Origin of the sequence: Natranaerovirga pectinivora (genome assembly GCF_004342165.1) — a bacterium.
Lineage (GTDB): Bacteria > Bacillota > Clostridia > Lachnospirales > DSM-24629 > Natranaerovirga > Natranaerovirga pectinivora.
Genome location: NZ_SMAL01000001.1, coordinates 91,912 through 117,842, shown reverse-complemented (window position 1 = coordinate 117,842; position 25,931 = coordinate 91,912). Strand labels below are relative to the sequence as shown.

Sequence of the window (25,931 nt, the reverse complement as noted above, 5' to 3'; positions counted from 1 at the left end):
CCTTTGCAACCATCCTTGGTTGCAAGGGTTTCGCTGCGCCATCCTCGGATCCGCTATAACACTTATATATATATAAATCCTTGTTACTATGAGTTTGTCTACAGTCTAAGGAGATGAAACTTAACACATCCCTTTTTTTGGACATTTATATTCACACTTTTCCTATAAATACATAGTATATAGTATAGAAGGACAAGAAAAGGAGGGTTATATATGGCAGACGTAGCTTATGGCGGATATGATTTGGTTTCTGACTTAAAATGTCTCATTGGTCAAACCGTAAGTATTTATACAACAAGCGGAGGATGCTCAGGTAGTGGATTCACCGGAGTATTGATATATGCAGATGATTGTGTTGTAAAACTTATTACAAGAATCGGAACACCTCCATCATGTTCATTAGGAACAACTTGTTGCCCACCAGGACCAGCTCCTTATAGACCTTACGCAGGCGAACCTTTTGTTGGACTAGGTTCTGTAACTGTTATCCCAGTATCTAAAATAGCATCATTTGTTAAAAATGCAATATAGATCAATTAGTTTAAAGGGACTTTAAGGGAAGAGGTAGTTATACCTCTTCCCTTTATTGGCTCAATAAAATCACTTGAAATCAGAATAAAGTTTTAAAAATGTAATACATATATAATAAGAAACAATTTGGTTGTGATAGCAATGAAAGAATATTTCATTGAACAATTAAGCACCTTATTAGAGCAAACTATTACCATTCATACCATAAACAACCAAAAAAGCATTTCTGGTGTATTAATTAATATCCAAAAAGATTATATCACTTTGGTCATTAAACCAGGTGAGATAAAACAAACTAATCTTCAAAGAAGCCCCTATATAAACTTTAGAAAGGCAATTAATGTTCCTTCAACGAAAACCATAGTACCTGGAATCATTGCTGAGATTCCAATAAGTTCAATAACTTCAGTATATCGTTATGCCATCTAATTTTTGTTCCTGTTTTTGTTGTTATTTTGTATTGCCTCATTGGCCCTATTATTCCCTTGGGATTTTTCTTGTCCTATTTTTTGATTGTTTATCAATGCTTCTTTTGCTTTTGCATTACCTATTGATTTATTATCCTCCACCTGCCTATTAATAATAGCCTCTTCTGCTCTATGAGGCCCTATTATTTTTTCTTCCTCTTCGTACCTCATATTATTTTCGGATTCTACTTTTTTTGCATTTGCATTTCCGTTTGTATTTGAATTTAATCTTCCATTTTGGCTTGCATTTGAATTATTATCTTCATTAACTTGATTCCTTGATTCCACTTCTTTTTTATTTACTTCTCGTGTATTTTTTTCTATTTTTTCCTTAATGATATCTTGTTTTACATCTACACTGGATTTATCATCTATAGATTTGCCATTCATTTCTTCACTTAAATCATTCATAATTATATACGAAGTAGACTTACCTTCTTTTTGAGCTCTGTTGTAATCCTCCATTGTTCCTTTAAGTAACTCTATATCAATTTCTTTTATCTCCCAAGTATCTTGTCTCGTATTTTCAATAATACGTTCTTCATTTATTCGGTTTTTCTTATCAATTACTGTTAAGATAATCTGATTTGAGTTTTCTTCTCTGATATATCCTGTATTTTTTGCCTCTATAATAATTGTACTAATGCCTTTTTCTACCTTTTCTCCTTTTAAGTGATTTATATTCTCTAAGATTCTATTGCCATCTTCATTTAAAGACTTTACCTCTATAATTTTTCCAAAGTAGTTATATGTAACTTCTATACTTGGATTGATTTCAACATTTATATACCCATAGGGCGTCTCCAAAAATCTTATGATAAATAATGATATAAATATTAAGCAAAGGGTTACTGCACTGTACCGAATTACCATCTTTGTACCAGTATTTGTTTTCAAACAATTCGTGTCAACTTCATTACCGATCTTATAATTATTATTTATTTTCCCTCTTATTTTTAAGAATTTACCTTCTTCTGTTAATAGAATTGCTTTATTGTTGCTTATTTCCATTATAATGCCTTTCATTTTATTCACCTCACTTTATATACTCTCTAATTAAATTAAATTCACCTATTAAAATAATGACTAATGCTATAATATATTTTCTACCACGTTCTATTTTTTTTCTATTTATCTTAAAGTTATCTTCTAATTCTTTTATTGGAATTCTTTTATTCCTTTTTACTTCATCTAATAAATCTATATCTTGGGCAATAAATTCTGCCATTAAATAATAAACATCTCTTGTTTTTCTTTGTTTGGGTGATGCTTTTACCAAATCATTAAATTCTATACCAAATGCTATCAGTTCATTGGTAAACTCAAGTATTTCTAATTTTCTTAATTCATTTGTTTGATCACTATTGAACCTTTTTATTGCATTATCTGAATGAATTTTTTCTTTGTCTGATTCTTCTAGATCATAGACCTCTTTGTCATATACCCTATTTTCTTTTCGTAAATAATCTATACTTCTAGACTTAACTACCAATTGGGCGTAATGAATAAACTTTCCTTTATCATGTTTATAGTCCATAACCGCATCTTTAAATGCAAGTAATCCTACAGAAAATAAATCATCACTTTCATCAATATATCTTCCAACCACTTTTGACAAGACTTTTTTAATAAAAGGCTTATACTCCATTAATAATTTATTTAATTCTAATTCATTTTTTTTAGATTCTTCAATTCTTTCCAGAAACTCTTGGTTATACAATGTCATCACCTCAAATCCGTTATAGATATACGATAACCATGTTCTAAAAAATAAGGTACGTAAATATTATAACAACAAAAAAAGATGTTCACTAGTACTTTATATTACTAATGAACATCCAATTTTTTCTTATTATTTATCTTTTACTACCATCAACACCTATTATAACTTCATTGTATTGAACAATTGTTTCGCTTTCTAACATAGCACCTTTTACGGAGGAGACGATACCGCCACAACAAGGTACTTCCATTCTTAAAACAGTAATACTTCTAATATTGTTTGATTTTAAGATGTTTTTAAACTTTTCTTTATAAGCATCATTGTCATCTAATTTCGGACAACCTATAAGAGTTATTCTACCTTTTATAAATTCATTGTGTATATTTGCATAGGCATAAGCGGTACAATCAGCAGCTATCAATAAATCAGCATCTTCAAGGTAAGGTGCATTTGGACTTATTAAATGAATTTGAACTGGCCATTGATTTAATTGGGAAACCAATTCTTTAACTTCCTCCACTTTATCTTCTTTTATTTCTACTGCTTTTTCTCTATTTATTACAGAGGATCTTGTCCCTGGACATCCCCCTCCGTGACCCATTTCTTTTTTCATTTTTTTAGGCTCCTTTTCTTCAATTTCTCTATCAACCAATTGCAAAGCATCTGTAGGACATTGTGGTAAGCACATCCCTAACCCATCACAATGAGATTCATTAACTAATTTTGCTTTACCATCAATTACCTGTATGGCACTTTGATGACATGCATTTGCACATAATCCACATCCGATACATTTGTCTTCATCTATTTGAATCACTTTTGCAAACATTCTATCTTCCCCTTTCAAAACATTATTTGACCTGTTAACCATATTATATTAGAATAGAGTTGATTAGTCTGTAACAGCGGTTACCAAAGGAGCGATAATATGCAAGAACTTATTACTAATTTAAAAAACTTTATTCTATTCGAAGACTTAGATGCTACGATTTTGGTTGATGCTTTAAAAATTTCAAAATATGAAGTAAAACACTATTCAGCTGAAGAAATCATTGCTTTTGAATCTACACCTTGCACTCAACTAGGTTTAATTATAAAAGGATCCATAAGCATAAGTAAAATTTACCCCAGTGGGCGTACAGTTTCTGTTACAACATTAGAAGAAGGCGATATTTTTGGTGAAGTTATCCTTTTTTCAAATCATAGCATATACCCGTCCACTGTAATAGCAGCATCTGATTGCACCGTCTTACTATTTGAGAAAAACAAATTTATTGCTATGTGTGATTACTACCCGAAAATTTATAAAAATTTACTTCAAGCCTTCTCAGATAGAATTTTATTGCTAAACCAAAAAATTACAAATTTATCCTTTAAGTCTATACGCCAAAAAATTATTCATTTTTTGTTTAACACTTACAAAAATCAGAAAAATATTTATCTAAATATAAAAATAACACGAAGCGAATGGGCGGAACTTTTAGGTATTCCACGACCTTCTTTATCAAGAGAACTTGTAAAAATGAAAGATGATGGTTTAATAGATTTTGATAAATCTACCATACGTCTTATGAATTTAGATGCATTAGAAGATGAATTATTTAAATAATATTAAAGAAAATTTACATCAAATTAACTTCTTCTTAATAATCATTAAATCAAATAATGTAATAATTTGGTTTAATATGACAAAAAGGAGTTAATGAAAATGAAAAGCATACGTGGCAGAATGATATTAGCATATTCATTATTAATAATTTTTTCTATTGGCGCTTTAAGCAGTATCGTAATTTTTACAACAAGAGAATTGTTAATAAAAAATGAACTTAACGCTTTAGAAATTTTTACAAGACAAACATCTAATTTAATAAATGAAAAAATCAATAATGACTTAACAACACTTAACACCATTGCAAAAGAATTAAACATAACTGACAGGCTAGAAGCCAAGCTAAAAAGTTTTGAAAATGCAGTTAATCTAGATAATTATTTAAGAATTGGTTATATAGGCAGAGACCATTATGGAAAATACAACAATAGTGACGATAGAATTAGTTTTATAGGTGAGTTGTTTTACCAAAATGCTCTTTTTGAAGGGGTTGTTATTTCTGAACCATTTATTGATACCCTTACAGGTGAAACAGTTATTACTTACATTGTTCCTATCGAAAGACGGAATAATATTATGGGTTATCTTGTAGTTTTTAATACATTATCAAAATATTATGATATGATGACATTTGATACCTCAGACAGTTCTTCTCTGCCTTTTATTATAACCCCTAATTCTATTATAACTGAAGGAAATACTATTTTAGACCAAAGTTTTTATAATGAACTGTTATCTATAAGTAGCACTGAGCCAATAGTAAAAAACAATGACAATAATTCATATTATATAAATTTTAATCCATTAAATTATAATAACTGGTACTTTGGTATGATATTTGATTCCAAGGATGTTTTATATTCTTTAAAACATTTAATATTTCTACTTGTTATTGTTTCAACTCTTGTTCTAATAATATCCATTGTTTTTACACTCATCATAAGCAATTACTTAACTCGCCCCATTAGATTAATTGCTACTAAGGTAGCGCCTGTATCAAAAGGTAATATTAATTTAACTCTAGATTCACATTTAACAAACAGAAGAGATGAACTAGGCTTATTAAGCAATATATTTAATGAAATTACGAAAAATATCTCTTTAATTATTGGTAAAGTTAAGGAAACGACTCAAGAAGTTTCTGATGATACGCATCAATTGAAATCTTCCACTGAAAACTATATAACTGCCTTAACTGATATTAATCATTCTATTAATCAAATTTCTCATAGCTCTATAGAACAAGCTGAGTTAATTATTTTAGGAAAAGACAAAACCAACCTACTAGGCAATAATATTGATTCTCAGCATGATTATTTAGATGAATTAAATGACTCTTTTACTTCTATTAATTCTGAGATACAAGATGGTTTAAGTACCATGTCCTTATTATACAAAAACACTGAATCAACAAATGCATTATTTGATAAAATATCCAAACTCGTGTATGCAACTGATAAAAGTGCAAATAGAATTAATGAGGCCAGTATATTAATTAACAATATATCTGAAGAGACCAACTTATTAGCTCTAAATGCAGCTATTGAAGCAGCTAGGGCTGGGGAGCATGGCAAAGGCTTTGCTGTTGTAGCTGATGAGATAAGAAAGTTAGCAGAACAATCTTCAAAATCAGCAAATGATATAAATAAGGTTATTACCGAATTACAATTAAATTCAAAAGAAGTCGTTAAATCAATACAAGCATCTACTAAAGTCATTCAGCATCAAATAGACTCTGTCTCTGAATCTGAAAAAAAGTACCAACATATAGCTAGTGTAATAAAAGAAGCTGAATCAATTGTAAAAACAATTAACTCTATAGGTATGGAAATGGATAGTATGAAAAATGAAATTTCTTGTATAATGACAAACTTATCTAGCATTGCAGAAGAAAATGCATCATGTGCTCAAGAAGTTGCAGCAACTACTGAAGATCAAACCTGTATCATTGATAGTATGATTAAAGCCAATCAAAATTTAGTGAATCTAACAATGTATCTTAAGACCTTAACAGACCAGTTTAACCTTGATGCAGAAACGACCAAAGACATATGTTTCTTAAGTTATAACTAAAACTAAATAACTAAATACACGTTAAAAAAGGTAGGCATATAATAATTACATGCCTACCTTAACTAATTTTTATCTATTATTTAACTTTTTCTACTCTCATCATATTTGTTACTCCAGGCGTTGCTGCTGGAACACCTGCCGTTATAACAACTAGATCATCTTGGTTTACATATTTACGTACTTTTATTTCTTCTACAGCTAAATCAATTATTTTATCAATTGAATCTACTTCATTTACAACAACTGGCACTACACCCCAGTATAATTGCATTTTTCTTTGAACTGTTTCCAATGGTGATACACCAATAATTGGTGCTTTTGGTCTAAATTTTGATACCATTCTTGCAGTAAATCCAGAGAAAGTAGCACTTACAATAGCTTTTGCATCAAGATTTAAAGCTGTTGCACAAGATGAAAAACTCACTGCATTAGCAATATTTTCAGTTCTTGCCATTTTTCTAATTTTTAACATTAAAGAATAATCTAAAGTTTCTTCTGTAGCTTCAGCAATTCTAACCATAGTTTGTAAAGTTTCTAATGGATAGTTACCTTTAGCTGTTTCTCCTGATAACATAATTGCATCTGTTCCATCATAAATAGCATTAGCAACATCAGTAACCTCTGCTCTTGTAGGAATTGAATTTCTAATCATAGAATCAAGCATATGTGTTGCTGTAATTACTGGTTTACACGCTTCATTACATTTTTCAATCATCATTTTTTGTACTCTAGGGATTTGTTCTGTTGGAATTTCAACACCTAAATCTCCTCTAGCAACCATTATAGCATCAGCTTCTTCTATAATAGCATCTAAATTATCTAACCCTTCTTGGTTTTCAATTTTAGCGATTATTTGAATATGCTCTGCATTGTGATCTTTTAATATTTGTTTAATTTCTCTTACCGCTCCTGCTGTTCTTACAAATGATGCTGCAATAAAATCAATATCATTTTTAATACCAAAGATAATATCGTTTTTATCTTTTTCAGTGATTGGAGGCAAACTAATATTTACATTAGGTATATTAACCCCTCTTCTGTTAGCTACTTCTCCACCGCTTTTAATAACACAAATTACTTCTGTTTCTTTTACTTCTTTAACAGTAAGTACAATAATACCATCATCAATTAAGATTGTATTTCCTGGTTTTACATCCTTAGTGATGTTTTCATAAGTTACATAAGCTAATTTGTCATTTCCTACAACTTCTTTTGTTGTGATAACAAATTCTTCACCTGCTTTTAAAACAGCTTCTCCACCTTCAAATTCACCAGTACGAATTTCTGGTCCTTTTGTATCTAAAAGAATAGCTGTTGGAATTCCAGTCTCTTTTCTTAATTTTTTAATAATATTGATACGGTTTAAATGCTCTTCATAATCACCATGAGAAAAATTCAACCTAGCAATATCCATTCCGTTTTCCATTAATTTAACTAGAACCTCTTCTTTTTCACTAGCAGGTCCAATCGTACATATTATTTTAGTCTTTTTCATATAATCCTCCATTGTATTTTTATCTTATAATTTATAGCTTTTCCATTATTATGGTATAGAAAACATTATTAAAGAGTTTACCTAAAAAATTAAACTCCAGCCTTATTAGATTATAATTAACTTTGCACAATTAATCAATTTATTTTTTGTTAAATTTTATATTTTTTTGTATGTTTTTACATTTAATTTGTTGGAACTTACAGTAAACTTCTCAATATAATTTATTTAATCAGTTTTTATGATTGTGCGAAAATAAATGTTCAGAACAATATTCATAATGACCATTGCATTTAGAACAGTATCTAAATTCTAAATTAGGGTCATCCTTTTCCGTTTTTCCACAAGTTGTACATTTATGAATTGTGTGTTTACTTGGTTGAGCTTTCTTTTGAAAACTTTGTTTTCTAGAATAAGCTTTTTGCTTGCTAAAGTATTCTTTACCAAAGAAGAGAAAATAATTTACTAAAGCTACTGTAATAGCTATTCTCTCTATATTATTACCCATTATCAGTGTATATATGAAAAATCCCCATTGAATCCAAGCTAAATATTTTATCTTAATTGGTAAAATAAAATACAGGTTAATTGTAAAGTCTGGAAAAAGTTTTGCAAATGCAAGAAATAAAGATAAATTCAAATATACCGTCGTCATTGGATACTTAAATACTAAAGCTGCAGTAATTGTTCCTAATACGCCAATAAAATAATAAGCATTAAATTTAAAGGTACCCCAATTGGACTCTAAAGTATTACCTATTAGGTAGTAAAAATACAATACAAATGCAAAGAAAATAATGCTATCTGTTGGCGGAATCATTAGAAAAGTAAAAACTCTCCAATATTCCCCTGCAAAAAACATCTCTGGTATTAAATATAATTTTACAATATTTCTTGGATCAAGGTAAATAAGAATAAACCCTATTATATTCAGTATAACAATATAGAACATTAAGTTATGTATTGCATACTTACCAAATTTTCTCTCTAATTTATTTAATAATTTCATATAAAACTCCTATCTCTTTATTAATTTCACTGGAGTCCACACCACTAGTTCACTATGAATTTTACCTTATTAAAGGGTATAAGTCAACCAACATGACCTACAGAATAATTCCCTTGCACCTGAATTATGAATTTGATATTATTATTCTATCAATAATAGGAGTGAGTATCGATATGGACTTAGACCAACTATTAATACTTCTTAAGAAAAAAGGTTACAAAACAACCCCCCAAAGAAAAACAATACTTACTGTCTTACTAGAGCAAAAAGATAATTTGCTTACAGCTCAAGGTATAAACTTAGAATGTATAAAGCATAAAAAAAATACGAATATAACGACCATCTATAGAAATCTAGAACTACTGAATGAATTTGATTTAGTTCATAAAGTTATTTCTGATGACGGTACTGCACATTATAAACTTAAATGTATTGAAAATCATCACCATCACCTTATCTGTAAAGGGTGTGGGAAAATGGAAGTGATAGATTACTGTCCAATTAAAATCTTAGAAAATCTTTCAGAAAGCAAGTCTTTTACATTGACTGATCATAAACTTGAACTTTATGGCTATTGTAAACAATGCAACTAACTTTTTATATATTTCAATAAAAAAAACATACAGTTTAATAAACTGTATGTTTTCCATCTGTAGAGATTAAAATACCTCTCTAGCTCTTACTGGCAAACTTATTACTCTGCCACTTATAAAATCTGACGGACTAAATTTTGGATTATCTATTAGCAATTCTCCTACACTAACTCTAAATCTTGAAGACAAACCATAGATATCTTCACCCATACCAATGATATATTCTTTTCCACTTCTTGATACATTAAATCCTTTCTTATCAGGAATACAAATCCTATCTCCCATTGTAAGCCTTGGCAAGTCCAAATGCTCATTGGCTCTATAAAATTCTTGAAAACTTAAATCGAATTTCTCTAAAATAGTCGTAATTGTATCTCCTTCTTGATAAATGTATATTCTATCACCCTCTTGACAATCTTGTGTAGGTATTGGAATGCAAAGTCTTGTTCCTATCATTAAATTATAAACATCAATAAATGGATTGTTTCTAATTATATCAATAACCCTAAGGTTGTATCTCTCTGCAATCTCATACAATCGATCGCCTTCTTGAACTTCATATAACTCACCAGGACATATTTCTATATCCATAGGCACACAGATGGTAACGCCTGCTGGTATGAAATCTTCCTCTAATCCATGGTTAATTCTTAACAAGATATCGATTGTAGTGTTATGTTCTTGGGCAATAGTATATAAAGAATCTCCTTCTTTAATCGTATATGGCATTGCTCCAATTGGGCAACCTCTTGCTATTTCCAACTTCAACTCCCCCTATTTCTTTACCTTCCTTATATATATAATATAAAAAATATACGAATTTGTACCTGTGTACATCAAACTTTGGAAAAATTTCTACCCTTTAAAAATACTTATAATTTTTTATCATAGAACAAAGTAACTCCATCAAACTAAAAACATTTATTAATTACTTATCTAAGTCACCTTAGTTCTTAGGAATGAAGCTTTTAATTAACTTTTTTATGTATAGGAAATAGTTATTTCCTATACATAAAAAAAGAACTACCCTATTTGATAGTTCTATATATGTTCAACATTTTACTCTACATTTTTAATAATAGCTCTAACACCTATATCATCTGTATTTAAAATCACTTTTGTTTTTTTGTTTACGTATGTAGGAAGTTTTATATTCAAATCTTCTCTTAATTTACTTTCTGTTATATTACTATCTTTATTAACTATTAACTCTATTTTTTTTAATTTTTTAATCCCCTGTCTTTCACATAAAGATGCTACCCCTTCAAAAATCTTTTCAAACAAATTATCTTCCATCACCACATATCCCCCTATTATATTTTTATTATTATCTTGAACTACAGCCTTCAATTTCATTGACATTTAACATTTCATTTTCTTGGGTCATTTTATTGCATTCAATATGAGCATTATAGGATAGCATTTTTTCATAAAGCTCCTTTAACTCCCCTTCAATGGTTCTTAGGATAAACATATTATCACCAAAAGAAGAGCTCATATCAAATAATTGCCAATACCTTTTAACTCGCTGAAACGAGACTTTAATATCTTCATTATAATCTAACATATTATACCCCATTATAAATTTGAGCTAATAAAGATATATATCTTCTTAGCTCATATTTTTACTTATTATATTTATATTATGGGTATTGGCAAATATGACAACTTGTTTTTCAAATCACTAAAAATCAGTTATAGTACCCTACATCCTCAAGAAATGTTATAAAACATCCTGCTGTTGTTCTCTGGGCCAAAGGCAAATTATGAATTGACCACATATGAAACTTACTTCTTTTTCCTAAGTGTCTGTATTTTTTATAAGATTTAATTGCTTTTAATGCATTAAAGTTCAAATAGTTGTCTACATTGCTTAGAATAATTGGCTCTTTTATGGTTTTATACTCAGCAACATTTTTATAGGTAAATTTAACATAGTTTTCATAAGGTCTATGATCATCAAGTAATTTAACAACCACATGTTGTGGAACCGTTAAATCTTGAATGATATGGGTACATGCTCCTAAATAAAACATTGCCTTTTCAAAGTTTTGTTTCTTCCAGGCTTTTTTCGCCTTGTCATAATATTTATTAGCTGTTCTTCTTGAATTTGGTTGCCCAAATAAGCCTTTATTTATAAATGGACTATAAAAATGACTAGAACTTTTAAAGTCTAGGTCTGCCCATAAAGACCCATTATTAATATACAGTAAATAATACTTAAACAAATAATATTCTTGTGTAAAGCCATTCTCTTTAAGAATTAATACAGCTTGTTTGTTATTAAATTTATGAACTTTGGCTTCGGTTTTTATCATAATTTTTTTGAATGGATTTAGACATCTAAAAATAAAGTTTGTTAATATACCATATAACTCTTCCACTATAAAAATAATTCTCACTTTAATCCTCTACCTTTTTATATTATAATTGTTCTAGTCCTGCCGCAACTCTTATATCTCTTTGATGTTGTGGATTGATTTGATTATCTACATGTCTTGTACTATTAAGAAAATGTATGTCAAAATGCCCATCAAAATTATTTCCTTGAATGTATTGAACACTATGAGGCATATAAGACATGGATGCAGCAATATTTCTACCATTTACACTAACAATTACTGGTCTTGACGCCCAAGAAAAACCACCCCAAATAGATTTTGCAATTTCTGTATCCCTAGCTGTTAGGGGTTCACAATCTGCGTGAAATGCACCTGTCGTTCTTTTGACCTGAAAACTTCTCCCTGTTTGAAAATCTGTAACAGTTGCTATATCGTTTGTTGCAAAAACATATTGTGCTTCTGTCCACCAATCTAAAAGTTCTCCATGTTTACTGCTGACAACTTCTTTTACAGGAATATGATGTACCGGTATTCTAAGAACTTGTCCTATTGACAGTTGGGAATTCTGATTCATATTATTCGCTTCTAATACTTCGTTCATAGGAATTCTATACATTAGGGCAATGCTCCAAAAATTCTCTCCACTTCTTACAGTATGATTTGTATATGTTACGTAAGGTTTTGTTGGTGTTTGAGATGTAGTTGTATTACTTTGTGTACCTGAGATGGATAAAACTTGTCCCACTCTAATGACATCACTGGTTAAATTATTAGCTGTTTTTATAGCGTTTACCGTTGTATTAAAATTATTGGCAATTTTCCAAAGTGTATCCCCACTTTTTACAGTATAAGAAGTATTGGCTGTATTTGAACTACCAGTATTGTTATTTTGTTGATTAATTATTAAAACTTGGCCTGGATGAATAGTATCTGAAGTTAAGTTATTAAGATTTTTAATAGCATTGACTGTTGTATTATAGTTATTAGCAATTCTCCATAAAGTATCTCCTGATACAACAGTATGGGTACTTTTTTGAGCGCTGTTTGATGGAATTATTAATACTTGATTTACAAGTATTGTATCTGAGTTCAAATTATTAAGGGATCTAATACTATCTACGCTTATGTTAAATTGATTTGCAATTTTCCATAAACTATCACCAGATTTAACTTGATAGCTGGTGGTTTGAGTGGTTTGATTATTTTGATTTGCTGATGCATGTATGCTTTGTATTGATGCAAAAGGCATTGTAGCTAACAGCACGCCTCCTAATACAACCTTAACTGATTTCACCCTAAGATGAGGTACTTTTTCTTCTACAAACGCATTGACTTTAGAAATAAGAATATCCTTATTTTTATTTATATTTTCTAGTGAACCAAATTCAATATCGTATTCATTTAAATATACGATTAATTCAAGTTCACCCTTTTCATTTTCTTGAACAAAATAATTTCTTACCCAATCCATAATTCATCTCCCTAAAAGAATTTTTGAGGATCTTCATTATTTAGCTTCATTTCTTGTTTTTGGGATGATTTATTAAGTTCTCCTCCAAGCAATCCCATTCTTGCCATATTGCCAATCTCTGCTGATGTATAGTTTCCCATATACGGTTTTGATGTAGGTTGGTTATTGTTTTTTAATGTATTGTTTAAATCTGGATTATTATGAATCATAACTTTATCATTCCTTTATTATTTTTTTTTATTTCTAACTGTAGTTTTACCTATTAGAAATAAAAAATACACTATAATCTATTTATAACAGTTTTTATCATTCATCATCTTCAAGTATAAAATCTAAATTAGAACGAATAATATAATTGTCCCAAAAAAAATTATCATTTTAGGAGGAAATACAAATGTATTCAAACTCATATATTCCAGCATCAACTTACACAAATAATAATCAACAAAATTACCAAAATCAAAACCAATATAATAATTCAAATGGGTATATACCATCTTCCACTTACACCAATACTTCATCACCAATGAACACTATGAATCAAAACTATCATACAAATTCATATATACCGTCTACTGTATATAATAATACAAATAGCCCTATGCCAAATAGCTATCCAACTCAACAAAGTAATATGTCAAATTATCATACTAATTCATATATACCTTCTTCTGTTTATAACAGTAATTCAAATATCCAACCTAGTATGACAAATAACTCTTATAGTCCTCAACCAAACACTATGAGTTATACGACACATTCTAACTCTTATATACCACCTTCTGTTTACAGTAATTCAAGTAGTATGCAAAATAGTTACAGCAATAACTACCCGAATCAACAAAGTGGTATGAACCAAAACATTCACCATAACCCATATATACCTTCTTCTGTTTATAACAATGCTTCTTCTATGCAAAATGGATATGTAAACAACAACTCAAATTATCAAAATCAACAAAGTAATATGAGTCAAAACAGATATCAAGAAAACACTTATATCCCTTCTTCTGTTTATAATAGTTCAACGAATATGAATAATTACTAAAAAAAAATAAAACCCACTTTGAAAAGTGGGTTTTATTTTTTAGAATGTGCTTGAAATTGTAAAGAATAAATAAACAGCATAGGTACTCAGTATAACAATACCGTTCCATCTATTAAACCGTTTTTGATTCATTAAAGCATACACAACAACCAATCCAACAATAAGACTTACAAAAGGCAAGTGGAATGATATCCAATCTGGTTGCATAGGTATAGGTAGTATGCTTGATGCCACTCCAATTACTAATAATATATTTAAGATATTAGCACCTAATACATTTCCAATGGATATATCTTGTGCTTTTTTTACCACTGCTGTAATAGCAGTAACTAATTCGGGTAATGATGTACCAAAAGCTGTAAGCGTTAATCCAACAATTACATCTGGGATACCTAATAATTTTGCAATTATTTCTCCATTCTCAACTAAAAGGTTTGCGCCCCATATAGTTAGTACCAAGCCAATAATAAACAAGAAAGCATTTTGCAATATTAATTTTCCATTTACATCTACTCTTTCTTCACGTTGTGGTGTCTTTTTCTTCATTTTGTAAGATGAAGCAACATTGTATAGTATGTAAACACCTAGTAAAACTAATAAAAGATTTCCTATTAATGAAGAGATATAACCTGTAATCATACCCGTTACTGTTATAAAACCAAGCAAACTTAAAACAAAAAATCCTTGACCAAAAATTCTTTTCTTATCCCCTAATGTAGGTCTAGTAAGAATAATTGTTATTGCTAATATAAGTCCTGTGTTACAAGCAATGGATCCTATTGCATTACCAAAAGCGATATCAGGGTTTCCCTTTAATGCTGAACTTGTAGAAACCATAGCTTCAGGCAGAGTTGTACATAAACTAACCAAAGTAGCGCCTATTATAATATTAGGAATCCTTAAGACTTTTGCAATCCATATTGTAGCATCAACAAACCAATCACTGCCTTTAATAATCATAAAAAAACCAACTACAAATAATAAATAAGGAATATACTGACTAATGATAATCCACCTCTTCTTAGTAAAGTTAATTTCTTCTAACCCAATACAAGACTTTTACTAGTCTGTAGTAAAAGTCTTGATATTAAAGTATATCTACTTGTCTTATTATATGTAATAATAAGCTATTTAATAACTCATACCCATATATTCAATTCATTATATTTTTTCATACTTTTTAACAAAACATATGCCTATTGGATCTGGACCTGTATAGGTACCAATGGTAACACCAACACTAAATATTGGATTGTCTAATTTAACACCTAATTCTTCTTCCAATTCTTCTTTAACTTTTACTGCTTCATCAAAGAAAGTACCTGTTGTTACGGCAAAGTTATACTCATTAAAATTTTCTTTAATCTCTTCAAAATACTCTTTAGTCATCTCAATAATTTTCTTTAAAGATTTTTTACGACCTCTAATTGTACCGTATGGAAAAAGTTCGCCTTCTTTTAAAACCAATAAAGGCTTTAGATTAAGCATTGTTCCTGCTAATGCCTTTGCTTTACCTATACGGCCACCTTTTTGAAGATACTCTAATGTACCCACTGTAAACATTACCCTTGCTGTTTCTTTTAATATCTCTATTTTTTCTAGAGTTTCTTCTAGTGATAATCCATCCTCTTTCATCCTTGCAGCCTCTATAACAAGCAACCCTTGTCCTGTTGTGGCCAAAATAGAATTAACAACTGAAATTTTAGCATTTTCATATTCTTCCTCAAGAATATTTTTTGCATTTACTGCTGATTGATAAGAACCACTGAATTTATCTGATAAGCAAAGACATAGAATATCTTTGCCCTCTTTTATATATTTTGTAAAAACATTAATATAATCTTGAACTGACGGCAAAGATGTCTTTGGAAAAACTTCTTCACTTGTTAATCTACTATAAAAATCCGTGATGCTTATATCTACCTTCTCTTTATAGTATTCTACCTGATCAAAAGAGACATAAAAAGGTACTATTTCAATATTGTACTTCTTAACAATCTCATCAGGTATATCACAAGAACTGTCAGATATTACTTGGAAATCAGACATGTTTTAAAACCTCCTTTATACAAAGCAAATACAATTATAACATAAGCCTCACATTTTTTAAAAGAAAAATTATCCTAAATCTTACATTAAATAAAATACCTGACTTCCAAAGCCATTAAGGTTATGACAAATACAATATATTACTATTATAGCCAATATCCCTATCTAACAATCCAATACTTGTTTATAAATTATATGCCTACCTCAGGTAAAAACTAATATGGCCCTCTTAGCATTCTTTATTTAAAACATCAAAAATGATATACTAGAAAAAAGATTACTTTAGAAAGGTGGATTAATAATGTTAGGTAAAAAACTACATTATCAAAATGTATCCAAAACTCTTATTAGAAATTTTGAAAAGAGAAATATTACTGCTTGTTATTGTGACACAAAGGAAGACGCTTTAGAAAAAGCCCTTAGTTTTATCAATGAAGGTGATCTTATATCTTATGGGGGTTCTGTGAGTTTAAACGAAATTGGTTTAATAGATGAAATCGATACGGCAAAATACAATATATTAAGCAAAAATAAGGCTAAGACCAAAGAAGAAAAAGATAAAGTATATAAAGATGCTTTTCATGCTGATGTGTATTTTATGAGTTCTAATGCCATTACTCTTGATGGTCAATTGGTCAATATTGATGGCTACGGCAATAGGGTTGCCGCTCTTATCTATGGACCTAAAAAGGTTGTTTTAGTTGTTGGTATGAACAAACTCACAACAAATGTGGATGATGCCATTAGACGTGTACATAATATAGCATCACCTCCAAATACGATTCGATTAAATATTAATACCCCCTGTTCAAAAACAGGTAAATGCGAAAACTGTTTAACGGAATCTTGTATATGTTGTGCTGTTGTAACGACTAGATATTCAAGAGAAAAAGATCGTATTCATGTGATACTTGTTGGAGAAGAATTGGGCTATTAATTCAATAACAAAGGGAAATCATTTTTATGATTTCCCTTTGTTTATTTATTAATATAACGGATACTTACTAACTAATTCTTCTACTTTTTTAATTGCTATTTCTTTGTTATTTTCAAAGTCAGTTAATGTTAAGTGAATCACTTCTGCAATAACATCCATATCTTCTTCTACCATACCTCTTGCCGTTACAGCAGGTGTTCCAAGTCTAACACCACTTGTTACGAATGGACTTTGTGGGTCGTTTGGTATAGAGTTTTTATTACAAGTGACACGCACTTCATCTAATTGTTTTTCAGCTACTTTACCTGTAATATTTAAGTTTTGTAAATCCACTAACATTAAGTGATTGTCTGTACCACCTGATACAAGATTAAATCCTCTTTTTGTAAGACCCTCTGCTAATGCTTTAGCATTTTTTAAGATTTGCTCTTGATATACTGTAAATGAATCCTCTAATGCTTCACCAAAGCTTACAGCTTTTGCAGCAATAACATGCATTAATGGACCACCTTGTATACCAGGGAACATTGCTTTATCAATTAATTTGGCATGTTCTTCTTTACAAAGAATCATTCCACCTCTTGGTCCTCTAAGAGTTTTATGAGTTGTTGTTGTTACAAAATCAGCATATGGCACTGGATTTGGATGAAGACCTGCTGCAACCAAACCTGCAATATGAGCCATATCCACCATAAAGTATGCGCCAACTTCATCAGCAATCTCTTTAAACTTAGCAAAATCTATACTTCTAGGATAAGCACTCGCTCCTGCTATAATAAGCTTTGGCTTGCTTTCTACTGCTTTATTTCTTAATTCATCATAATCAATAAAACCATCATCATTAACGCCATAAGGTATAATATTATAGTGTTTTCCTGAAATATTAACAGGACTACCGTGAGTTAAATGACCACCATGTGCTAAATTCATTCCAAGAACTGTATCTCCTGGCTCTAATACAGCAAAGAAAACACCCATATTAGCTTGAGCACCTGAATGAGGTTGAACATTAGCATGGTCTGCTCCAAATAATTTTTTAGCTCTTTCAATTGCTAAATCTTCAACGACATCAACAAATTCACATCCACCATAATATCTTTTTCCTGGGTATCCTTCTGCATATTTATTAGTTAATGGACTTCCCATTGCCGCCATAACCGCTTTACTTACAAAGTTTTCTGAAGCGATTAATTCTATATGACTATTTTGTCTACCTATTTCTTTTTCCATAGCGCTTGCTACTTCTGGATCTGCTGATTTAATAATATCAAAACTATACATTATTACTTGTCCTCCGTTCGCTTTTTTGAAGTATTATACCATATTTTGAAAAATATTGGAATGCTTTATTTTTCTAAAGTACCAAAGTAATTTTATTATCTTTAAGTATTTTTTCACCAAATGTAGTATAATTATACTGTTACTTTATACGACAATATCTATTATAAACTAATTTTAGACTTTAGTTGATTAAAATATATAATATATTTATAAGGTGGTCCTATGAATCATAAGTTGCTATTTAATACAGCATTACTTGCTGGAGAATTAATGTTAAGAAATGGTGCTGAAACCTATCGAGTTGAAGACACAATTAATAGAATATTATCCTTATCTCATTTTAAGGTTATTGAGTCATTTGTTACACCTACAGGTATTTTTTCCACTTTAGATGACCCAAGTATTGAAATGATTACTTTTGTTAAAAGAGTAAGTAACAGAAAGATTAATCTAAGCAAAGTAGTAGAAACCAATGATATTTCAAGGAAACTATGTACAGATCAAATTTCTTTAGAGTCTGCTTATGAGCAACTACAAATGGTTAAAGCTTCCAAGCCCTATAATAATTTGATTATGATTAGTGCTGTTGCTTTGGCCTCTGGTTTTTTTACCATTGTATTTGGTGGACATTTTTTTGACTTTATTGTTTCTGTCATCAATGGTATTGCAATAGCTTCCATACAAATTTTCTTAAAAAAATATAAAGTTTCTAGATTCTTCTTAGATTTATCTAGTAGTTTTATTTTAGCCATTTTAACCATTATATTTGTTCAATATATTCCTATAGGGAATAACTTAGATGTTATCATTATTGGTTCTATTATGCCCCTTGTTCCTGGAGTTGCCATTACAAATGCAATTCGTGATACCATACAAGGTGATTTGGTGTCTGGGGTATCTAGAGCAGTGGAAGCATTAATCGTAGCTATTTCTATCGCTGTTGGCGTTGGTATCGGGTTAAGTGTTTTTTCTGCCTTTTTGGGAGGTGTTTTTTAGATGATTGTTCAAGTTGTTTCTGCTTTTTTTGCCACTTATTTTTTTGCTATTATTTTTAATATCTCTAAAAAACATTTAATTCCTTGTGGTATTACTGGAGCAATTGGATGGGGTGTTTATTTTATTTGTATGAATTTTTCCCTCACCGTTGTTGTATCTTCTTTTTTTGGTGCATTGACAGTTGCTTTTACTGCACATATTCTTGCTAAAAAAAAGAAAACCCCTGTAACGGTTTTCTTAATTTCTGGAATTATTCCTTTGGTTCCAGGTGCTGGGATGTATCGAACTGTTTTTTATATCATTACTGATGATTTTACAATGTCTACCCAATATGGGTTAGAGACTTTACAAATTGCTGGGGTGATTGCAATTGCAATCATATTGTTGGATACTTTTAATAAGATTATTGTTGTTAAAAGATAGTTTTATCAAATCTTCTTTTTATGTCGTTGGGTCAGTCGTTTACTTAAGGGCTATATACAGTTTTGGCTGCCTTTCCTTTCAGCCGGTCGACGCCAAAACTGTATATAGCCCTCAAGTAAACTCTTTCTTTTTTACATCTTACTTTTCTCTGTTCTAAAATATATAATTAAATCATTTTTTTCTTATTGCTTATACTATATTATCCTCTAGATAATCCATTGCTTGTTCTTGTGGTAATTCTTCTACATCTCTTAGTTTTCTTTCTATGGCTCTTGTTCTTACGCCTGCTTTTTCTATAACGCTACTTGCTTCGTTTAGTTTCTTTTGAGTTTTTTCTAGGACTTCACCAAATTTACTAAACTCTGCTTTAACTGCCCCTAGTACTTGCCATACTTCACTGGATCGTTTTTCTATGGCTAATGTTTTAAAGCCCATTTGTAAACTGTTTAGTAATGCTGATATTGTTGTTGGTCCTGTTATTATGATTTTGTATTCTCTTTGTAATGTTTCGAATAAACCTAATCTTAATACCTCTGCATATAGCCCTTCAAATGGTAAGAACATAATACCAAAGTCTGTTGTGTTTGGCGGATCTATATACTTGTCCCTTATGTCTTTGGCAAATGTTTTTATTGTATTGGCTAATTGTTTTTTTGTTTCTTCTATTAAAACTGTATTGCCTTGATCATAAGCATCAATTAACAGATGATAGGCTTCTGTTGGGAATTTTGAGTCCATTGGTAACCATACAGCTTTGTTGTTATCGTGTCTTCCTGGCAGTTTTACTGCAAATTCAACAATGGCATTACTTCCTTCTTTGGTTTTTACATTTTTTCCATATTGCTCTTGTGTTAATATTTGTTCTAGGATATTTTCTAATTGATATTCTCCAAGTACCCCTTTTGTTTTTACATTCGACAGTACTTTTTTAAGGTCACCAACACCATTGGCAAGACTTTGCATTTCACCAAGACCTTTGTGAACTTGTTCTAATTTATCACTAACCATTTTAAAGGATTGTCCTAATCTTGTTTCCAATGTTTTATGTAGTTTTTCATCAACGGTTTCACGCATTTTTTCAAGTTGTTTGTTGTTGTCTGCTTGTAGAGATGTTAATTTACCTTCAACAATTTCTCTCATTTTATCTAATTTGGCTTCTGTTTTATCGATTAATTCATTTTGCTTGTTGCTTAATTCACTAAACTTTTGATTCTGTAATTCGCTAAATTTATTGATATCCGATGTAAATATTTCTTCAAATGATTTTAGAGATTTACTTACTTCTTCACGATTTTCCTTAGCATTATTATTAATCTGTTCTTGTACATTGGTTAATCTTGCCTCTATAATCTGAGACATTTTCTCCAGCTTTTCTTCATTCATTCTCGTTAGTGAGGTCAATTGATTAGAGAAAGTATCCAGCTGTCCTTTTTGTAAATTGGCAATTTCCATCATTCTTTGTAAAACAGACTCTTGAAACCCCTTTAATGAATTGCTTAACTCAGTTCTGCTTTCTAAGCCATTTCTATGTATTTCATCCCTATTTCTATTGAACTCATTTTTAAAAGAATTTTCTAGTCTTGATAATTCTTTATCCAAATACAAAATGGTTTGTTGGTCATTATTGGATTGGCTATTTTGGGTTAAATTTTTATAAACCAATATTAAGTTTATAAGGGTTAATAGTATTAATATACTCAATAATATAAGTTCCATTTTTTTCCTCCTCTTTTGCTATCATAGTGATTGTTATTGAATTATATCAATATATCGCTTTTAATACAAGTTAGTCTGCTACAAAGGATAATAAAAAGATATAGATGTCACCACCTATACCTTAAACATTTTAATTATATTTTTCACTTTGAAATTAGAACCTACGTCTAACTTTGCCGTTACTATGTCACATTGGTTACATAAATGATTCTTTTTCCTATCTTCTAATAAATTGTACCGAATGGTATTGTATATTTTACTATGCCATATCTCGTATAAAGATTGTTGAGTTAAATCTCCCATAGTCACTTTACCTGTGGCATCATTACAACACAAACTCATCTTACCGTCAGGACGAATAACTGCTTGTTCAAAAGGGTACATACATACTGATTTTAAACCAATATTATTTTTACTTCGATTATTAGCCTGCCCACTTCGATTGGTTAATATTTCATTTTCTTTTCTAAGATAAATATGAGTTTTGGCTTTATGTGGTGTACTAATAGCATATTGATATACTTTTTTTGTTGCTTCATTTAATGTTAGACGATCATTATAGTTGTCGATGGTTATCCAATCAAGGTATTTCATCAATTCTTTGTACTTTTCAATGGTTAACAAGCTACCATTGGTAAATAAATACAATTTAGCATTAGGTACAAAACTTTTAGCAATCTGCAAGAAGTGTGTAAGTCTCTTATCTAATAATGGTTCATTGTTTGAGTATAATCCTATACTTCCAGAATAATTTAAGCCTCTTAACTCTTTCATTATGGATATAAACAATAATTCATCCATTAATTTTAATGGTCTTGGATCAGCATTTTTATTTACTGGGCAAAAAGAACATGTCCCATTACACCTATTAATAGTTTCTATTTCAATGGTTTTAAATAAAGGAAATTCTTTTTGTTTTAAGTATTCAATCGCTTTTTTACGGTTCTTTCTTATAAATAATCTATCAAAACAATAAACACTCGTTGGCATAATATATCTTTCTAAAGCGGTTGGATATCTACTTTCTAAGATGGATTTTGATTTTCCGAGAATGTTATCATATGGGTTTATTATCATTTTTATAGACTCCTTATAAAACAAAGTTTACTTAAGAGTCTATCCATATCTAAAGATTTGATACTATTTTCTTTTTATTGATAACTCAATTATTGTTTATACTTCTATTTTAATATCTCTTGAAGAAAAATCTTACTAATTTATTAAGTATGCCTCCAATTATAACACCACCCATAATCATTAAAAGCCATTGTAAGTGATTTATAAGTCCATTGGTAATTTTAACATCCACATCATTTGAGTATCTTCTTGGCTTGCTGGTAAATAGTTTTGTTCAAAATCAATTTCAACATTATGGTTATACCATTCCATAATTGTCAAATCATTACTATCCTTCTTAAGTAAATATAAACACATCAGATTTGTATTCGAATTATACTTCTTTTCAAAATCATACACAGGTAATTCATCTAACTTTCCCAAAACAAAACTATTGTATAGAACAATAAAATTATTTTTTTCATCTTTTAATTCTCCAACCACAATATGATCATCTTGCTTTTTTAAATCGCCAACTAGGTTAAATAAATCTGTTTTACCACTATACTTAACTTCACCTTGAATAGTAATTTTTGTTGAATTAATATTAATTTCTTGAATTTCAACAGTAGACTTGGTTAATATACCCATTTCTTTAGCTTCCATCCTATTTAATGCTAGCATTTCACGTTTTAAATTTAATATTGTATCAGACCTAATCAACATTGGTTTGTCTTGGGTTAAATAGTACCAAATTACCAATAAGAAAAAAACTAAAATAACTATACTGCCAAATATAGTACGCTTATTCATTTCACCCTCCTAATTTAACTGGCCCCTTATAATAATTTAAGGGATCTACTGCACTAAATACTATACAATTTACTAGCTAATCTTTCTTTCTGTTCTATGCGCTTATCCCATTAAAGTCATCAAAAAATGCTTTGATAAAGTTACAATAGCTAAGATGCTTATACAATATATAAGTTGCGCCTGAAAAGTGATAATCATTGGCCATTCCAGCTTGTTCATCTTCATCTACCTCTACAAATAGAAGTTTTGCTTTTTCATAATAATCTTTAGCCATATTATAATCAAATAAGAGACAAGTATCTCCTAACAATTCAGTATAATAAGGTCTATACAGATTTTTACAATAATTTGCAACTTTACTATTAATGTATTCTTTCTTACTTAGATAATCAAGATTTTCTAATTGGTTAAAGTAATTATTCCTAGCTAAATTTAATCCATATTGTTTGTTTCCATTCAAGCAATAATACATACTGCTAATATTTATGAAAACAAAAGTCCAATATGGAGCCATATCTGCATAAGTACTTTTTTGTTTCTTCGATAGATTTTCAATTCTAAAAAAGGATTGCTCTAGAGATCCAAACATTTCAAAAACAATTGCTAACATTTTATGTTCTTTTCTCTCCATAAGGTCATCGGTAATTGAATGCACTAATGGTGAATAATCAAGTAATCTTATTGTCTTCTTAGAATTTTGATCATACACATTATTAATTTCACTTAAAATATACTCTAAAAAACTTAAGTTAATATCCATTATACATCCCCTCTTTTGTAGTGTTATATCTGTGTATTGTTCCTTTGTAAATTTCCAACCATAATACTACTTATATTCATTTTAGGTTCCAATGAATAGTAATAATAAAAACCAAATACAATGACTAATATACTCTGTGCTATTCTAATAAGAATTTCAAAAAGTATCTCTCCTACAATTTATGTATTTCTTATTATGTTTTTCTTATTTTAGATTACAAAATATTAATATTTTTCACTTCATAAAACTCTTATATATATATAACAATTAGACCTACACATTTCTTACACTTTAAAATAAACTTTCCAACTTTTAACTATTATTGAAGTTTAATCATTTAACTCTACTTAAACTAATAGTATTTAGTTAGGTTAATTCATCTAAAGTAATGAATTTATTCCTTATTTTTCCAATCTGTGCTGTATCGTAGAAAAGAGACGGTATCTCTACCGTCTCTAAAAAAAGAATTATTAGCAGTGTCTTCTATCTCCTACTGGTGAAACTGGTCCTTTAGGAGCAGCTATTGGAGCTTCTAATGAAGGTGTTGGATCTTCCACTGGGAAAGATTTTTTGAATGATTTTGGTTTTTGACAAAGTTCTAATGGTTGAATACTTTGTTCTAATAAGTCACCTTCTACGAATTTCAAGCAAGCATCATCAATGATTGGCCCGATTGGTACGCATTTTGGTGGTACACATAATCCTGCGTGTCTAATCTTATATTGAACGAAGTATACTGTTTTTAGATATAAAGTAATACCTAGTGCAACTAAGCCTTCTTCAAAATCAGCTTTAATTACTTTTGCTAAACCTTGAACATTAAGTCCCTGTCTTAAGCTATTATTTCTACATTCATTGTCTTCTACAAATCCTAAGAAGTTAATAGTTGGTAAACATTCTCCAGCACAATCAATATAAGAAACACCATAAGGCGCATATAAGTCAACTGTTATAGAAGTTGGATTAGTTTCTTCATCAAAATCTGGATCTTCTGGACTAGATGGTAAATATTCAGTACTGAAGCAGAAAGTATCAAGTATTCTACACTCTGGATCTAATAATTTTACTGCGAATCTTACACAGATATTAGATAATGTTACTCTAATACAATTGTGTCTTCTAGGAATAAAGTTCACTTCAGAGCCTTCTGGACAACCAACTTTAAAGTCGATGTCAATAATTTCAACGTCTATTGCTGCAAGTGAAGGATAATTTGCCAACACACAATTTGGAATACTTACTACTTTACATAAGTTAATACCACATTCATCAAATACTGCTGGAGCTACGATTGTTAATAATTCTGGCTCACCTAATGGTGGGCATACACATGCGTCTTCTAATGGAGATATTGGTTCAGGTCTGCATGCAGGACAAACAGTATCTACTGCTCTACCCATAACTTTTCCACCGCTTTTATCAAAACAAATTTTACAATTAGACAAGGTAACTTCCCCCTTAAATATTTTTTATTTCAATATATATTATGAATTAAGTCCCTTTTTCGTTACAATGTACAAGATTAATTTATCATATAAATTT

At 29.9% G+C, this 25,931-nt stretch carries 28 protein-coding genes; 9 read left to right on the top strand and 19 right to left on the bottom strand.

Annotated elements, in window-relative coordinates:
* Positions 1-213 precede the first annotated feature (213 nt).
* Positions 214-531, top strand: a complete 318-nt coding sequence (locus EDC18_RS00565; protein ID WP_132249196.1) for a hypothetical protein — start codon at positions 214-216, stop codon at positions 529-531.
* 141 nt (positions 532-672) lie between these two features.
* Entirely contained in the window at positions 673-960 is a 288-nt protein-coding gene (locus EDC18_RS00560; protein WP_132249194.1) for a DUF2642 domain-containing protein, read from the top strand.
* Here EDC18_RS00560 and EDC18_RS00555 read toward each other — a convergent pair.
* The 3 genes from EDC18_RS00555 to EDC18_RS00545 form a co-directional block, all read right to left on the bottom strand.
* The gene (locus EDC18_RS00555; protein ID WP_132249192.1) at positions 957-2,024 is read right to left on the bottom strand and encodes an anti-sigma factor domain-containing protein; all 1,068 of its coding nucleotides are present in this window, start codon (positions 2,022-2,024) and stop codon (positions 957-959) included. The two genes, EDC18_RS00560 and EDC18_RS00555, sit on opposite strands and share 4 nt — an antisense overlap.
* A gap of 10 nt (positions 2,025-2,034) precedes the next feature.
* Positions 2,035-2,718 carry an RNA polymerase sigma-I factor gene (sigI, locus tag EDC18_RS00550; protein WP_165878409.1) on the bottom strand — a complete coding sequence of 228 codons (684 nt, stop codon included), beginning with the start codon at positions 2,716-2,718 and terminating at the stop codon, positions 2,035-2,037.
* 136 nt (positions 2,719-2,854) lie between these two features.
* On the bottom strand, positions 2,855-3,550 hold the full coding sequence (locus EDC18_RS00545) for an ATP-binding protein (protein WP_132249188.1): 696 nt from the start codon (positions 3,548-3,550) through the stop codon (positions 2,855-2,857).
* 99 nt (positions 3,551-3,649) lie between these two features.
* Between EDC18_RS00545 and EDC18_RS00540 the strand changes: the two genes are divergently transcribed.
* Positions 3,650-4,330, top strand: coding sequence for a Crp/Fnr family transcriptional regulator (locus EDC18_RS00540; RefSeq protein WP_132249186.1), 681 nt, complete (start codon positions 3,650-3,652; stop codon positions 4,328-4,330).
* A 99-nt stretch (positions 4,331-4,429) separates the two neighbouring features.
* Entirely contained in the window at positions 4,430-6,403 is a 1,974-nt protein-coding gene (locus EDC18_RS00535) for a methyl-accepting chemotaxis protein (protein ID WP_165878408.1), read from the top strand.
* A gap of 76 nt (positions 6,404-6,479) precedes the next feature.
* Here the strand turns inward: EDC18_RS00535 and pyk are convergent, their stop codons facing one another.
* Positions 6,480-7,898 carry a pyruvate kinase gene (gene pyk, locus EDC18_RS00530; RefSeq protein WP_207669137.1) on the bottom strand — a complete coding sequence of 473 codons (1,419 nt, stop codon included), beginning with the start codon at positions 7,896-7,898 and terminating at the stop codon, positions 6,480-6,482.
* Positions 7,899-8,127: 229 nt separating this feature from the next.
* The gene (locus EDC18_RS00525) at positions 8,128-8,904 is read right to left on the bottom strand and encodes a rhomboid family intramembrane serine protease (protein WP_132249180.1); all 777 of its coding nucleotides are present in this window, start codon (positions 8,902-8,904) and stop codon (positions 8,128-8,130) included.
* A gap of 173 nt (positions 8,905-9,077) precedes the next feature.
* Here EDC18_RS00525 and EDC18_RS00520 point away from each other — a divergent pair, with 173 nt between their 5' ends.
* A complete protein-coding gene (locus EDC18_RS00520) occupies positions 9,078-9,497 on the top strand; it encodes a Fur family transcriptional regulator (protein ID WP_165878407.1) in 420 nt (139 codons plus the stop codon).
* Between the two features lie 66 nt (positions 9,498-9,563).
* On the opposite strand, the gene EDC18_RS00515 is transcribed toward EDC18_RS00520, so the two are convergent.
* The 6 genes from EDC18_RS00515 to EDC18_RS00490 form a co-directional block, all read right to left on the bottom strand.
* Positions 9,564-10,259, bottom strand: coding sequence for a LysM peptidoglycan-binding domain-containing protein (locus EDC18_RS00515; RefSeq protein WP_132249176.1), 696 nt, complete (start codon positions 10,257-10,259; stop codon positions 9,564-9,566).
* A gap of 297 nt (positions 10,260-10,556) precedes the next feature.
* Entirely contained in the window at positions 10,557-10,796 is a 240-nt protein-coding gene (locus EDC18_RS00510) for a hypothetical protein (protein WP_132249174.1), read from the bottom strand.
* A gap of 28 nt (positions 10,797-10,824) precedes the next feature.
* Positions 10,825-11,064, bottom strand: coding sequence for a hypothetical protein (locus EDC18_RS00505; protein ID WP_132249172.1), 240 nt, complete (start codon positions 11,062-11,064; stop codon positions 10,825-10,827).
* Between the two features lie 124 nt (positions 11,065-11,188).
* The gene (locus EDC18_RS00500; RefSeq protein WP_132249170.1) at positions 11,189-11,899 is read right to left on the bottom strand and encodes a zinc dependent phospholipase C family protein; all 711 of its coding nucleotides are present in this window, start codon (positions 11,897-11,899) and stop codon (positions 11,189-11,191) included.
* A 22-nt stretch (positions 11,900-11,921) separates the two neighbouring features.
* A complete protein-coding gene (locus EDC18_RS00495; RefSeq protein ID WP_132249168.1) occupies positions 11,922-13,310 on the bottom strand; it encodes a LysM peptidoglycan-binding domain-containing protein in 1,389 nt (462 codons plus the stop codon).
* 11 nt (positions 13,311-13,321) lie between these two features.
* Positions 13,322-13,519 (bottom strand): hypothetical protein, encoded by a 198-nt coding sequence (locus EDC18_RS00490; protein WP_132249166.1) that lies wholly within the window; start codon positions 13,517-13,519, stop codon positions 13,322-13,324.
* 185 nt (positions 13,520-13,704) lie between these two features.
* Here EDC18_RS00490 and EDC18_RS00485 point away from each other — a divergent pair, with 185 nt between their 5' ends.
* Positions 13,705-14,358: a hypothetical protein gene (locus tag EDC18_RS00485; RefSeq protein ID WP_132249164.1), complete on the top strand. Its 654-nt coding sequence runs from the start codon at positions 13,705-13,707 to the stop codon at positions 14,356-14,358.
* Between the two features lie 39 nt (positions 14,359-14,397).
* On the opposite strand, the gene EDC18_RS00480 is transcribed toward EDC18_RS00485, so the two are convergent.
* Together EDC18_RS00480 and EDC18_RS00475 are read right to left on the bottom strand one after the other, a co-directional pair.
* On the bottom strand, positions 14,398-15,351 hold the full coding sequence (locus EDC18_RS00480) for a calcium/sodium antiporter (RefSeq protein ID WP_279230890.1): 954 nt from the start codon (positions 15,349-15,351) through the stop codon (positions 14,398-14,400).
* A gap of 168 nt (positions 15,352-15,519) precedes the next feature.
* Positions 15,520-16,407, bottom strand: coding sequence for a DegV family protein (locus EDC18_RS00475; protein ID WP_132249160.1), 888 nt, complete (start codon positions 16,405-16,407; stop codon positions 15,520-15,522).
* 301 nt (positions 16,408-16,708) lie between these two features.
* On the opposite strand from EDC18_RS00475, the gene EDC18_RS00470 reads away from it, so the two are divergent.
* Entirely contained in the window at positions 16,709-17,344 is a 636-nt protein-coding gene (locus EDC18_RS00470) for a lactate utilization protein (protein ID WP_132249158.1), read from the top strand.
* A 48-nt stretch (positions 17,345-17,392) separates the two neighbouring features.
* Here EDC18_RS00470 and glyA read toward each other — a convergent pair whose 3' ends face one another.
* Positions 17,393-18,625: a serine hydroxymethyltransferase gene (glyA, locus tag EDC18_RS00465; protein ID WP_132249156.1), complete on the bottom strand. Its 1,233-nt coding sequence runs from the start codon at positions 18,623-18,625 to the stop codon at positions 17,393-17,395.
* A gap of 222 nt (positions 18,626-18,847) precedes the next feature.
* Between glyA and EDC18_RS00460 the strand changes: the two genes are divergently transcribed.
* Positions 18,848-19,621 (top strand): threonine/serine exporter family protein, encoded by a 774-nt coding sequence (locus EDC18_RS00460; RefSeq protein ID WP_132249154.1) that lies wholly within the window; start codon positions 18,848-18,850, stop codon positions 19,619-19,621.
* Complete coding sequence (locus EDC18_RS00455) at positions 19,622-20,044, top strand: threonine/serine exporter family protein (protein ID WP_132249152.1); 423 nt, start codon at positions 19,622-19,624, stop codon at positions 20,042-20,044.
* Between the two features lie 189 nt (positions 20,045-20,233).
* Here EDC18_RS00455 and EDC18_RS00450 read toward each other — a convergent pair whose 3' ends face one another.
* The 5 genes from EDC18_RS00450 to EDC18_RS00430 form a co-directional block, all read right to left on the bottom strand.
* The gene (locus tag EDC18_RS00450; RefSeq protein ID WP_132249150.1) at positions 20,234-21,760 is read right to left on the bottom strand and encodes a DNA recombination protein RmuC; all 1,527 of its coding nucleotides are present in this window, start codon (positions 21,758-21,760) and stop codon (positions 20,234-20,236) included.
* Between the two features lie 114 nt (positions 21,761-21,874).
* A complete protein-coding gene (locus tag EDC18_RS00445; protein WP_132249148.1) occupies positions 21,875-22,837 on the bottom strand; it encodes a radical SAM/SPASM domain-containing protein in 963 nt (320 codons plus the stop codon).
* A gap of 201 nt (positions 22,838-23,038) precedes the next feature.
* Complete coding sequence (locus EDC18_RS00440) at positions 23,039-23,629, bottom strand: hypothetical protein (RefSeq protein WP_132249146.1); 591 nt, start codon at positions 23,627-23,629, stop codon at positions 23,039-23,041.
* 94 nt (positions 23,630-23,723) lie between these two features.
* The gene (locus EDC18_RS00435) at positions 23,724-24,389 is read right to left on the bottom strand and encodes a hypothetical protein (RefSeq protein ID WP_132249144.1); all 666 of its coding nucleotides are present in this window, start codon (positions 24,387-24,389) and stop codon (positions 23,724-23,726) included.
* Positions 24,390-24,859: 470 nt separating this feature from the next.
* On the bottom strand, positions 24,860-25,834 hold the full coding sequence (locus tag EDC18_RS00430) for a hypothetical protein (RefSeq protein ID WP_132249142.1): 975 nt from the start codon (positions 25,832-25,834) through the stop codon (positions 24,860-24,862).
* Positions 25,835-25,931: the final 97 nt, after the last annotated feature.